General features: G+C 75.8%; 10 protein-coding genes and 1 pseudogene. 6 read left to right on the top strand and 5 right to left on the bottom strand.

The genetic code is table 11. The features are described 5' to 3' along the window. Positions 1–363: pseudogene (locus tag EBO15_RS40715) on the top strand (ABC transporter ATP-binding protein); the annotation flags it as partial. Between the two features lie 10 nt (positions 364–373). Here EBO15_RS40715 and EBO15_RS40710 read toward each other — a convergent pair. Beyond that, positions 374–1174, bottom strand: a complete 801-nt coding sequence (locus EBO15_RS40710) for a class I SAM-dependent methyltransferase (protein WP_233616812.1) — start codon at positions 1172–1174, stop codon at positions 374–376. 126 nt (positions 1175–1300) lie between these two features. Here EBO15_RS40710 and EBO15_RS40705 point away from each other — a divergent pair, with 126 nt between their 5' ends. Then, a complete protein-coding gene (locus EBO15_RS40705; RefSeq protein ID WP_122199793.1) occupies positions 1301–1918 on the top strand; it encodes a TetR family transcriptional regulator in 618 nt (205 codons plus the stop codon). A 109-nt stretch (positions 1919–2027) separates the two neighbouring features. Continuing rightward, positions 2028–3203: a cytochrome P450 gene (locus EBO15_RS40700; RefSeq protein ID WP_122199792.1), complete on the top strand. Its 1176-nt coding sequence runs from the start codon at positions 2028–2030 to the stop codon at positions 3201–3203. Positions 3204–3215: 12 nt separating this feature from the next. Here EBO15_RS40700 and EBO15_RS40695 read toward each other — a convergent pair whose 3' ends face one another. Continuing rightward, positions 3216–4133 carry a LysR family transcriptional regulator gene (locus EBO15_RS40695; RefSeq protein WP_122199791.1) on the bottom strand — a complete coding sequence of 306 codons (918 nt, stop codon included), beginning with the start codon at positions 4131–4133 and terminating at the stop codon, positions 3216–3218. Between the two features lie 70 nt (positions 4134–4203). On the opposite strand from EBO15_RS40695, the gene EBO15_RS40690 reads away from it, so the two are divergent. Continuing rightward, positions 4204–5142 carry an SDR family NAD(P)-dependent oxidoreductase gene (locus tag EBO15_RS40690; RefSeq protein ID WP_122199790.1) on the top strand — a complete coding sequence of 313 codons (939 nt, stop codon included), beginning with the start codon at positions 4204–4206 and terminating at the stop codon, positions 5140–5142. Further along, on the top strand, positions 5139–5996 hold the full coding sequence (locus tag EBO15_RS40685; protein WP_122199789.1) for an SDR family NAD(P)-dependent oxidoreductase: 858 nt from the start codon (positions 5139–5141) through the stop codon (positions 5994–5996). The genes EBO15_RS40690 and EBO15_RS40685 overlap by 4 nt, the downstream gene beginning before the upstream one ends. On the opposite strand, the gene EBO15_RS40680 is transcribed toward EBO15_RS40685, so the two are convergent. Next, on the bottom strand, positions 5975–7027 hold the full coding sequence (locus EBO15_RS40680; RefSeq protein WP_122199795.1) for an NAD(P)H-binding protein: 1053 nt from the start codon (positions 7025–7027) through the stop codon (positions 5975–5977). The two genes, EBO15_RS40685 and EBO15_RS40680, sit on opposite strands and share 22 nt — an antisense overlap. Positions 7028–7098: 71 nt before the next feature. Between EBO15_RS40680 and EBO15_RS40675 the strand changes: the two genes are divergently transcribed. Then, complete coding sequence (locus EBO15_RS40675) at positions 7099–8070, top strand: helix-turn-helix domain-containing protein (RefSeq protein ID WP_199745141.1); 972 nt, start codon at positions 7099–7101, stop codon at positions 8068–8070. Positions 8071–8082: 12 nt separating this feature from the next. On the opposite strand, the gene EBO15_RS40670 is transcribed toward EBO15_RS40675, so the two are convergent. Both EBO15_RS40670 and EBO15_RS40665 read right to left on the bottom strand, forming a co-directional pair. After that, positions 8083–8508 (bottom strand): acyl-CoA thioesterase, encoded by a 426-nt coding sequence (locus tag EBO15_RS40670; protein WP_122199787.1) that lies wholly within the window; start codon positions 8506–8508, stop codon positions 8083–8085. Then, positions 8505–12347: SDR family NAD(P)-dependent oxidoreductase (locus EBO15_RS40665; protein WP_122199786.1), on the bottom strand; the 3843-nt coding region annotated here is incomplete at its 5' end. The genes EBO15_RS40670 and EBO15_RS40665, both read right to left, overlap by 4 nt.

The raw sequence follows: 12347 nt of genomic DNA, 5'->3' as shown, positions 1-12347 counted from the left end.
ACCGCCGACGTCCTGCTGGCCCGGCTCGGCATCGCCGAGCACGCCGCGCACCGGGTGGGCGCCGTCCCGCCCGAGGTCGCGCGGCTCGCCGAGCTGGCGGGGGCTCTCGCGACCCGTCCGCGCGCGCTGGTGCTGGACGAGCCGTCCGCCGGGCTGGGCGAGGCGGCGTCCCGCTCGCTGGAGGTGCTGCTCCGCGACCTCGCCGCCGAGGGCCTCGCGGTCGTTCTGGTGGAACGCGACCTGGAGCGTGTGCTCGGCGTCTGCGACACCGTCCACGTGCTGGCGCGGGGACGCGTCGTCGCGTGCGGGCCGCCCGCCGAGGTCCGCGCCGACCGGTTCGTCCGGACGGCGTGCGCGGGCTGACCTGGACGGGTCAGACGCGGGTCGCGCGCAGGGAGTACATCATCGGGACGCGCGGACGGCCCTCGGGCAGCCGGTATCTCTGGCCGTCCTTCTCCAGGGTCGCGTACCGGGCGAAGAGGGTGTGGTCGTGCTCGTGCAGGAACTCCAGGCGCAGCCCGGCGGCGACGATGGCGCTGACGACGTCGCCGACGCCGTGCAGGAACTCGATCGACCGGTTGTTGCGGGTCGTGCCGTCGCCGTCGGTGTAGGTGCCCGGCTCGTTCCACTCCTGGGGCGTCCGGTCGAAGTAGTCGAACGCGACGGTCGTGCCGGTCTCCTCGTCCAGGATGTCCGCGAACGGGTGGAACTCGGAGAGGTAGAGGAAGCCTCCCGGGTTGAGCACCGCGGCGACCGTCTCGGCCCACCGGCCGACGTCGGGCAGCCAGCACAGCGCGCCGATCCCGGTGTAGACGACGTCGAACGTCGCGCCGAGCGCCTCGGGGGCGTCGTAGACGTCGGAGACGACGAACCGGGCGTCGAGGCCCGTCTCGTCGGCGATGCCCCGGGCGGCCTCGATGGCGGGCGCGGAGAAGTCGAGCCCGGCGACCTTCGCGCCGCGCCGCGCCCACGACAGCGTGTCGAGTCCGAAGTGGCACTGGAGGTGTGCGAGCGTCCGGCCGGAGACGTCCCCGACCTCGGCGATCTCGAAGTCGCGCAGCGTGTCCGCGCCCGCCCGGAACCCGGCCAGGTCGTAGAACTCGCTGCCGAGATGGATCGGGACGCGCTCGTCCCACAGGTCGCGGTTGACTCCCAGGTATTCGTCGCTCGTCACGTAAACGATCATATTGAGGTGGCGTTCTTGACAGTGAGCGGGATTCCGTGAACCCATGCGTACGTCACCGTCGTCCGTCCCGTCCGTCCCCCGCCCGCATCGCCGCACTCGAGTCCGGAGCCGTCGATGACCCCGTCCGAACCCGCCGAGACCACCGCTCCCGACCGTTCGAGCCCGGTCCGTGAGGCGCTGCTCGACGCCGCCGCCGAGTTGCTCGTCCGGAACGGGTACCGGGGGTTGCGCATGCGGGACGTGGCCGAGGCCGCGGGGGTCAGCAGGCAGACCGTCTACAACGAGTTCGGTGACAAGTGGGGGCTCGCGCAGGCGGTCGTGCTGCGCGACAACGAGCGGTACCTGGACGGCATCGACCGGGTCCTCGCCGAGCACGACGACCTGTACGCGGCGGTCGCGGCGGCGGTCCGGTACACGCTGCTGACCTCGGCGGACGACCCGCTGAAGAAGGTGGTGCTGACCGGCGCGGGCGGCGACGAGCTGCTGCCGCTGCTGACCACGCAGGCCGAGCCGGTGCTGTTCACGGCGTCCGCGCGGATCGTCGAGCACGCGCACGACCGCTGGCCGCACCTGGACCGCGAGGCGTTCGCCGAGGTCACCGACGCGGCCGTCCGGCTGACCATGAGCCACCTGATCCTGTCGGAGGGCCCGCCCGACCGGACCGCCCGGTTCATCGCGCGGATGGTCGTCCGCTACCTCGGCGTCCCCGAGCCGGAGGGCGGCGACCGGTAGGCCCGGCGCCGGATCCGGCCACGTCCGGGACGGCCTCCGTGGCGCCCGGGACGCTCGACGCCGGGCGAACCGTCCGCGACGATGGAGGGACCGGACGAGGGAGGCGGTCATGGACTCCGAGCCCGCGACGGGCGGCCCCCGGCGTGCGCCGGGCGACGCCGGAGGCGGCGGCGGGACGTTGCCGGAGGTCACGGTGGCGAGCGGGGACGTGATGCGGGCGGTGTCCGGGCACGCCGACGTCCGGCGGGTGCTGTCGGACCCGCGGTTCAGCCGCGAGCTGCGGCGCGGCGGGCCGCGCCTGGCACGGGGCGGCGACGTCAGCGACGACCGGGCCTCGCTGCTGAACATGGATCCGCCGCGGCACACGCGGATCCGGCGGATCGTGTCCGGCGCGTTCACGCCGCGCCGGGTGGCCGCGTGGCGTCCCCGGGTCGAGGCGATCGCGGCGGAGCTGGCCGGCGGGATGGCCGGGCGGGAGCCGCCGTGCGACCTGCTGGCGGCGTTCGCGTTCCCGCTTCCGCTGCGGGTGATCTGCGAACTGCTGGGCGTCCCGCACGGCGACCGCGAGCGGTTCCGGCGGTGGGCGGACGTGTCGCTGTCGACCGGCACCGAAAACGCGGAGCGCCGCCCGGAGAACGGCCGGGAGTTCCGCGGCTACGTGGAGGCGTTCGTCGAGGCCCGCCGGGAGGATCCGGGCGACGCGCTGGTCGACGCGCTGATCGCCGCCCGGGACGAGGGCGAGGACGGCGACGGGCGCGGGCTGTCCGGGCCGGAGCTGGTCAGCCTGGTGATCAACATCATCACGGCCGGGCACGAGACGACCGCGCACCTGGTCGCGTCCGGCGTGTTCACGCTGGTGACCGAGGGCCGCTGGCCCGCCGCCGCCGGTCCGGGGCTGCTGGAGGAGGTGCTGCGGCACGACACGCCCGCGACCGTCGCGATGCCGCGCCTGGCGACCGCGGACGTCGAGCTCGCGGCCGGGACGGTCCGCGCCGGGGAGACCGTCCTGCCGATGCTCGCCGAGGCCAACCGCGACGCGTCCGTCTACCCCGACCCGGACGCGTTCGCGCCGGACCGGCGGACCGACGGCGTCCCCCTGGTGACGTTCGGGCACGGACCGCACTTCTGCCTCGGCGCGAACCTGGCGCGGCAGGAGGTCGAGGTCGCGCTGGGGACGCTGGCCGCGCGGTTCCCGAAGCTGGAGCTGGCCGTCCCGGCGGACGAGGTCCCGTGGCGTACCGGCGGGATCGTGTCGGGCCCCGCGCGGCTCCCCGTCCGCTGGTGACGGCCCGTCCGGTCAGTCCGTGAGCCCGGTCTCGAGGGCGGCGGCGCGGAGGGCCTCGGCGAGGTGGGCGACGGGCTCCGGGACGGGCCCGGGGAGCCGGGCGAGCTGGATGCGCCGCTGCTCCTGCGGCCCGCCCCGGACGGGCAGGACGCGCACGCCCGGCGGAACCGTGCGGGCGAGGGCGGCCGGGATCGTGGTGATGCCGAGCCCGGCGTCCACGAGCCGGAGCTTGGCGAGCCAGTCGCGGGCGGAGTGGGCGATCTCGGGGCGCTCGTCCAGGCCGGGCCAGACGCCGAGCACGCGGTCCTGGCCGGTGCCCGCGATCCAGCGCCGCCCGCGCAGGTCGGCGACGTCGGCGTGGTCGCCGCGGGCGAGCGGGTGACCGGCCGGGACGGCGAGCAGGAGCCCGCGTTCGGTGAGGGTCTCCAGGGCGAGGGCCGGGGACTCGTCGTCGGGCGCCCGGTACGGGGGCGCGGAGCTGAGCAGCGCGACGTCGACCGTCCCGGCGCGCAGCGCGCGGACCAGCGCCGGGGTGCCGCCCTCCCGGGTGACGACGGTGATCCGCGGGTGGGTGGCGCGCAGCGCGGTCAGGGCCCGGGGCAGGATCCAGGCGCCGGCGCTGGTGATCCAGCCGAGCCGGACGGTGCCGCCCTCGCCCGGCAGCCCGGCCAGCTCGCGGGCGGCGGCGTCGATCTCGCCGAGGACGGCGGCCGCGCGGCGCAGCACGATCCGCCCGGCCGGGGTGAGCCGGACGCCGTCGTGGCGGCGGCTCAGCAGCGGCGCGCCCGCCGCCCGTTCCAGCGCGGCGATCTGCCGGGACACCGCGGACTGGGTATAGCCGAGCGAGGCGGCCGCAGCGGTGAGCGTGCCGCGCTCGGCGACCTCCCTGAAGACCCGGAGCGCGGTGAGCGACGCGTCGGAGAAGGCCATGACATTCACTCATACCAGGCTTGAGCATGTATCGCTGGTGGAATGCCTCCGGCGTTCCTAGGCTGACGGCATGAGCCTTCTGAGCACTCCCTTCGGATTCGGCAGCACGGCGGCGGAGGTCGCCGCCGGCGTGGACCTCTCCGGGCGCAGGGCCGTGGTGACCGGCGCGTCCTCGGGCCTCGGCGTGGAGACGGCGCGGGCGCTGGCCCTGACCGGCGCGGACGTCACGCTGGCCGTCCGGAACACCGAGGCCGGGGAACGCGTCGCCAAGGACATCACGGCGACCACGGGGAACGCCGCGGTGCGCGTCGCGCGGCTCGAGCTCGGCGACCCGGCCTCGGTCGCGGCGTTCGCGGCGTCCTGGGACGGGCCGCTGCACATCCTGGTGAACAACGCGGGCGTGATGGCGTCCCCGGAGGAGTACACGGCGCAGGGCTGGGAGCTCCAGTTCGCCACCAACCACCTCGGCCACTTCGCGCTGGCCACGGCACTGCACGGGGCGCTCGCGGCGGACGGATCGGCGCGGATCGTGTCGGTCAGCTCGTCCGGGCACCAGCTGTCCCCGGTGGTGTTCGACGACGTGAACTTCGCGTTCCGCGCGTACGACCCGTGGCTCGCCTACGGCCAGTCCAAGACGGCGAACGTGCTGTTCGCCGTGGAGGCGACCCGCCGCTGGGCGGGCGACGGCATCACCGCCAACGCGCTGATGCCCGGCGCGATCCTCACCAACCTGCAGCGGCACACCGACGGGCTGGGCAGCGGCCGGACGTCGCCCGACCTGTTCAAGACCGTCGAGCAGGGCGCGGCGACGTCCGCCCTGCTGGCGGTGTCGCCGCTGCTGGAGGGCGTCGGCGGACGCTACTTCGCCGACTGCGCCGAGACGCCCACCATCGACCGGCGCGGCGACGCGCCGCCGCTGCTCGGCGTCGCCCGCTACGCCCTGGACCCGGGCGGCGCCCGCCGCCTCTGGACGCTGTCGGAGACCCTGCTCGCGGACGCCGCGTCATGACCGGCGCCCCGAGGATCGCGCTGATCACCGGGGCCACGCAGGGACTGGGCCTCGCCCTCGCCGAGGGCCTGGCCCAGCGCCTCGCCCCGGACGACACGGTGTACCTGACCGGACGCGACCTCGACCGGGTGAACCACGCGGTCGAGTCCCTGCCGGGCGGCGGCGCGCGGGTGCGCGGCGAGCTGCTCGACGTGGCCGACCCGCACGCCGCCGGGAGGCTCGCCGGACGACTGGCCGCGCGGCACGGCGGCGTGGACGTGGTGTTCGGCAACGCCGTCATGCGCGTCGGCCCGGACGACGACCCGCGCGAGATCGTCACCGAGTACGCCGAGGTCAACAACTTCGGCACGACGCGCCTCCTGCGGGCGTTCGCGCCGCTGCTGCGCGACGGCGGGCGGCTCGTCGTGGTGGCGAGCTCGCTCGGCACCCTCCACTACCTGGCCCCCATCCTGCACGACCGGTTCGACGGGGCGACCTCGCTGGACGAGGTGGACGCGCAGGTGGCGGCCTGGCGGGACGCCGTCGCGGACGGATCCGCGCGGGGCGGGCCGTGGCCGGGCTTCGTCAACATCCCGTCCAAGATCGGGCAGGTCGCGGCCGTCCGGGCGTTCGCGCGCGAGCGGCGCGGGCACGACCTGGCGCACGGCGTCCTGGTCGCCGCCGTGTGCCCGGGGATGATGAACACCCCGACCTCGGCGGAGTGGTGGGACGTCCGCGGCGCGCCCGGTCCCGCCGAGGCGGCCGTCCCGCTGCTCGACCTGGCCCTCGGGCCCGTCGACCCGCTCCACTACGGGCGGCTCGTCCGGAACGGGAAGGTCCTCCCCTGGTCGCCCTACCGCGACGACTCCGCGTAGTGGTGGACGGTGACGACGGGTGACAGCGCCGCGAGGAAGTCCCGGGCGTCGAAGAGGGCCCCGGCCGAGGCGACGCCGGTCGCCCGGGTGCGGCCGGTGAGGATCCGGTCGACGGCCTCGACGGCCAGCGGCGCGCTGACGGCGTAGATGTCCCGGCCGGACACCGTCGCGCGGCGCTCCTCGGATCCGGAGACCACGACGACGTCCACGACGTACCGCTGCGCCGACCGGCCGTCCTCGCTCGCCGGGACGGGGGCGGGCGTGTCGGGGGACGCCACGTCGGCCGCCGCCTTGACGGACATGTACGTGCGCACCTCGGGGACGGCCAGGTGGCTGGGGACGGTCACGATGTCGGCCATGTACACCCCGATGACCTCGTGCCCGCCGGTCGGCTCGGGGAAGGACCACTTCCGGGTCTGCGGCTCGTCGTCGTGCCGTTCCAGGCGTCCTCCGGTGTAGCGGAGGCGGCGTCCGTCTCGGCGCTGGTGGGAGACCTTGCCCGCGGCGCGCGTCCCGGCCGTCGGGTGCCAGCTGTCGAGACCGTAGGCGACGTGGATCTCGTCGGCCTCGGTCCAGTCGTCCATCGCGGCGGTGGCGAGCAGGTCGCCGAACCCGCCGAAGAACGCCATGGCGGGCAGGACCACGGTCCCGGCCTCGCGGGCCCGGTCGGCGAAGTGGGCGAAGGTGTCGAGGTTGGCCTCGATCTCGGCCGCGACGTCCACGTAGGGGATCCCGGCGCGCAGGGCCGCCTCGATCAGCGGCGCGGCCGTGTCGGCGAACGGACCGGCGGCGTTGATCACGGCGTCCGCGCCGAACAGCGCGAGGTCGAGCGCCGCCGGGTCGTCCGCCGCGGCGAGCCGGGCGGCGAGCCCCGGGTGGGCCACGGCCAGGTCGCCCAGCTTCGCGGCGTCGCGGCCCACCAGGACCGGGACGAACCCGCGCTCCAGCAGCTCCGCCACGACGAACCGGCCGGTGTGCCCGTACGCGCCGTAGACCGCGACCGTCCGGGAGTTCTCGAGAAGCTCGTTCATGAGGATCATCATGCCGACGGGCCGGGCGCCGCACGAGTGTCCGAAACGACAAGATGCGTACACTTCCGGACATGCCCCCTGGTGTACACACGGTCGCGGTGGCCGTCGCGGACGGAATCCTGCACTTCGAACTGGCCCTCGCCTACGAGCTGTTCAGCTCCCCTCCGCCCAGCGCCGCCGGCTCCTGGTATGAACCCGTCATCTGCGGCGCGGGCCCGGTGCGGGCCGACGGCCGCTTCCTCCTCGAACCGGACGCCGGACTCGACCGGCTCCCGGAGGCCGACACCGTGATCGTCCCCGGCTGGGCGGAGCCGGACGACGATCCCCCGCCCGCGCTCGTCGCCGCCGTCCGCGCGGCGCACGAGGCGGGCGCGCGGGTGGCGTCGCTGTGCACGGGCGCGTTCGTCCTCGCGGCCGCCGGCCTGCTGGACGGACGCCGCGCCACGACCCACTGGGCGCACACCGAGGCGCTGGCCGCGCGCCACCCGGACGTCGAGGTCGACCCGGACGTCCTGTACGTCGACAACGGCAGCGTCCTGACGTCGGCGGGCAAGGCCGCCGCGCTGGACCTGTGCCTGCATCTCGTCCGGCGCGACCACGGCTCGGCCGTCGCGAACGCGGCGGCGCGCAGGCTGGTCGTGGCCCCGCACCGTCCGGGCGGGCAGGCCCAGTTCGTCGCGGCCCCGGTGCCCGAGCGCGGCGACCATCCGCTGAGCGACCTGCTCGCCTGGGTCTCCGGACGCCTCGACCACCCGCTCACGGTCGAGGACCTGGCGCGCCGCGCGAACATGAGCTCCCGCCACCTCGGACGGCACTTCCGCGCGATGACCGGCACGACGCCGCTCCAGTGGCTCCTCACCCAGCGGATCCGCCGGGCGCAGGAGCTTCTGGAGACCGGCGACGAGAGCGTGGACGCCATCGCGGCGGCGACCGGCATGGGCACCGCCGCGACCCTCCGGCGGCACTTCAACCGGACCGTCGGCGTCCCGCCCGACGCCTACCGGCGCACGTTCCGCAGCGGCCGGACGGACGCGGGCCTGTAGTGAAGACGCTGGTCAGGCGTAGGGACGCAGGGCGAGGAGCAGATCGTCCGGGATCGCGGCCGGGGCGAGCCCGGCCGGGGTGCGGGTCATGCAGGCGATCGTCTGCGCGCCCCGCGCCGCCAGCAGCGCCGGGCCGCCGCCGGTGCGGTAGTAGTCGAAGCCCATCGTGACGCGGTTGCCCTCCAGCGCGGACAGCGTCATGCGCACCGACACATGGTCGAACGCGGTCAGTTCGGCCAGGTAGTCGCAGCCGCACGACACCGTGACCAGGGCGAGGTCGTCGTCCAGGCGCTTGACGACGCCGGGGGCGTGGTCGGCGAGGAAAAGCTCACGGCAGGTGCCCTGCCAGGAGAGATACGCGGCGAAGTAGACGTTCCCGACGACGTTGGTGTCGGAGAACGTCACGCGGTGGCTGTACTCGTAGAAGCGTCGTGTCACGGGTCCGTCCCCTTTCGCGTAGCGGCGCGGGCCGTGGGGGCCGCCGCGGCGAGCACCAGCGGGGCGTCCCGTCCGGTGACGGTGACGACGGCCGAGGCGATCTCGTGCGTCCCGGTGCGGAGCGTGACCCAGCCGTTCTCGTACAAGGCGGTCACCACCGGGCGTTCGGACGGGTCCGCGCCCGCCGCGCGCAGGGACGCCGCGACGGTCCGGAGGCGTTCGAGCGACCGGGCGGACGGCTCGCCCGCGAGCCGGGCGAGACGGTCCGCCTCCCCGGGCCAGGGGTCCGGGTCGTCGTCGGGCGTGGTGGACAGCGCGGCTCCGCCGGCGACGGCGAGCAGCCCGTCCGCGCCGGGACGGACGGCCGCGCCGGGCAACAGGTCGTCCAGGTGGCGCTGGACGTACGGGCCGACGAGGACGGGCGGGAGGTCGTGACCGTCCAGGAGCGGGCCCACATCGCGCAGCCGCAGCCCCGCCCAGCTCAGCAGCGGGACACCGGACGCGCCGGTGAGCAGGACGTCGTAGGTGTAGTCGGCCTCGTCGTGCGACCGCTCCCTCGCCGTCAGGGTCAGCGGGCCGTCCTCTCGTGCGGCGCCGTGCACGGTGAACCGGTCGCAGCCGACCGGGAGCAGGCGCCGATGCGGCACGCACGCCTGGAGGACGTGGATGGACGCGTCATTCCGGAACACGTCGCCGAGCACCCCGTCCGGCACGTCCGCGCCAGAACGCGGCGGGGCGAGCACGGCGCGGCAGCCGCGCGCCTCCAGCCGCTCGTAACGCAGGAGCCGCTGGAACTCCGACCCGTGGAAGAACAGCGAGCCGTAGAGCGCCCGGCCGTCATGAACCGGGACGGCGCCCTCCGGCACCGGCACGTCCAGGGGTTCGGACACGGCCGTGACCGTGCCGGTGAAGTGGTCGACGGCGAAGCCCGTCTCGTCGCTGCGCAGCACGACGCGGACGCCGCCGTCCTCGCCTGCGAGCGCGCACACCCGGACGACGCGCTCGCCCTCGTCCGGGACGATCAGCGGACGCGTGAACGCGCCGCCGGTCACGGACACGAGCGGCTCGCCGGTGAGGTCGCGGGCGGCGCGCGCCATCAGCTCGAGGGCCGCGACGGCCGGGAGGACGAGCAGCCCGTCGATCCGGTGGCCGCGCAGCCACGGCGCGTCCGCCAGGCTCAGGCGGATCTCGGCGACGGTCTCCACGCCCGGCGTGTGCGTCAGGGCCGTGTGTGTCAGGGCCGTGTGCGTCAGCGCCGTGTGTGTCAGCGCCGTGTCCGCGCGGGCCTCCAGTGCGGGGAGGCGGCCGCCGGCGACGACGGTCGCGGGCCCGGCGGACGACTCGGCGATCCGCGCGAGCAGCCGGACGCCCTCCTCGACCGGGATCGGGTCGACGCCGGTGCCGGCCAGCGCGGGCAGCACCGCCAGCCGCTCCCCCATGCCCGCGCCGGACCAGGCCGTCCAGTCGATGTTCCGCACCCGGCAGCCGGGCAGCTCACGGGCCAGGACGCGGACCAGTTCGCGTTGCCTGCCGTTGGCGAGGGCGTAGTGCGTCTCGCCGGGCAGCCCGAACCGGCCGATGACCGAGCCGTAGGTGACCAGGAGGCGCAGCGCGGCGGGGTCCAGGACGTCCAGGAGGACGCGAAGGCCGAGCCGCTTGGGCGCGTCGTGGTCGGCGAAGTCCCGTTCGGTGAGGTCGGAGAAGCGCGCCGGGCGGTTGACGGCACTGCCGTGCACGACGCCGCGCACCGGGCCGAGCCGGGCGGTGAGCCGGTCGAGCGCGGCGCGCACCGAGCGCTCGTCGCGGAGGTCGGCGGACGCGTAGCCGAACGTCGCGCCCTCGTCGTCCAGGCGCCGGAGGTTCGCGGCGAGGTCGGGGTCGCGTCCGGGGTCCGCGCGGCCGAGCAGCGCGAGCCGGACGTTCCAGCGTTCCGCCAGGTGGGACGCCGTTTCCAGGCCGATGCCGCGTCCGCCGCCGGTGATCAGCAGGGCGTCGCCGGGCGCGAGCGGCGGGCCGTCCGGCGGCAGGGCGAGCGGCCGGTGCGCGGGCGCGGACCGGGAGCCGGACGCGTCGAGCAGCACCTCGTCGAACCCGTCCCACCCGCCGGACAGCGTGTCCGCGACCGCCGGGGCGGGCGCGTCCTCGACGGCGATCCGCCGCAGGGCGAGACCGGGGTGTTCCAGCGCGAGACCGCCGACGAAACCGGACGCGGTGTCGCCGTGGTCGACCACCGTCAGCGGCACCCCGTCGCGGACGGCCTCGGCGGCCGCCGCCAGCAGGTCGGAAACGGCCTGGTCGGACGGGTCCTCGGGGAGGAACACCGCGAAGGCGGGCGGGGCGCCGGCATCGTCCTGGAGGAGCGGCGCGACCTCCTTCCAGAGCGGTCCGTGGCCGCTCAGCCGCCACGCCCTCGCTCCCCCGGCCCTGGCCCCGGCCGGACGCGCCGGGCGGCGCTCCAGGGCGAACACGCGGAACCACCGCTCGACGCCGTCGGCCGTGCCGCCCGCCCCGTCCGCGACGGGGAGGTCGGCGATGGCCGCGGCGAGTCCGGCCACGGTCGCGGACGCCAGTTGCGGCGGCGCGGACGCGGTCGTCCGGCCGCAGCGGACGGCGGCCTCGGCGGCGAGCTGGGTGACGCGCAGCGAGTTCAGGTGCAGGTCGGCCAGCAGCCCGTCGCCGTCCCCGATCATCTCGGCGGGCAGCTCCAGCGCCTCGGCGACCAGCGCGCGGACGACCGTGAGCGGGTCGGCGCCGTCCGGGACGGGCACGACCGGAGCCGGGGCCTCACCGTCCGGTACCGAGGTCGGCACCGTTGTCGGAACCATCGTCGGAGCCGTCGTCGGCACCGGGACGGCGGGGGCGCTCTCGCACGGGTTCGTCAGGAAGACCGGGGGCCGGTCCAGGTCGAACGGCCGGTGGACGCGCCCGGTGAAAAGCGGCCGGACGTCGCGGACGGCACCGGCGGCGAACAGCGCGGCGACCGTCCGCGCCACCGGCTCCCCGGACGCCGAGCCCGCGTCCAGCGTCACGGCCGGAACGTCGGTGATCTGCTCGGCGAGCGCGCTCAGCGCGTGCCCGGGCCCGCACTCCACCAGCAGGTCGCAGGTGGCGGCGAGGGCCGTCAGAGCCGTCTGGAACAGGACCGGCGCGGTGACCTGCCGGACGAGGAGTTCGCGCAGGTCATGACCTGGTTCGAGGGCGCGGCCGGTGACCGTCGAGACCACCGTCCGGCGCGGACGCGCGAGTTCCGTGCGCTCCAGCGCGCGGGCCAGCCCCGGTGCGGCGGCGGCGACGGCCGGGGTGTGGAAGGCGTGGCTGACCCGCAGGACGCGGGCGCCGAGTCCGGCACGTCCGGCGCGCTCGGCGACCGCCGCGATCTCGTTGAGCGGACCGGCCACGACCTGGACGGGCCCGTTGTCGGCGGCGACCGTGACGCCCGTGCCCGCGACGAGGTCCGCGACCACGCCGGACGGGGCCGCCAGCGCGGCCATGCCGGTGCCCCGGGCGCCGGTGGCGGCCATGATCCGGCCGCGTTCGGCGGCCAGGTCCACAGCCTGACGGGCGGTGAGCGCGCCCGCCCAGCACAGCGCGGTGATCTCACCGAGGCTGTGCCCGGACGCGCCCACCGCCACGACGCCGAGCGCGTCCAGCAGCCGCAGCCCGGCCAGGGAGGAACGCAGGACGGCGGGCTGCGCGACGGCCGTGTCCCGGTCGTCGGCGCCCGCCGCGGGGGGAAGTGGTTCGAGGTCGGGCAGCAGCGCTCCGAGCGCCCCGTGACCGTCCCGGACGGGCGCGCTCTGCCCGGGGAACAGCAGCCCGACGCGTCCGGGCGCCCCGCT

This window comes from Actinomadura harenae, assembly GCF_003696215.1.
Classification (GTDB): Bacteria; Actinomycetota; Actinomycetes; order Streptosporangiales; family Streptosporangiaceae; genus Spirillospora; species Spirillospora harenae.
The sequence above is the reverse complement of the archived record's forward strand: the minus strand, read 5'-3'. Positions and strand labels throughout refer to the sequence as shown.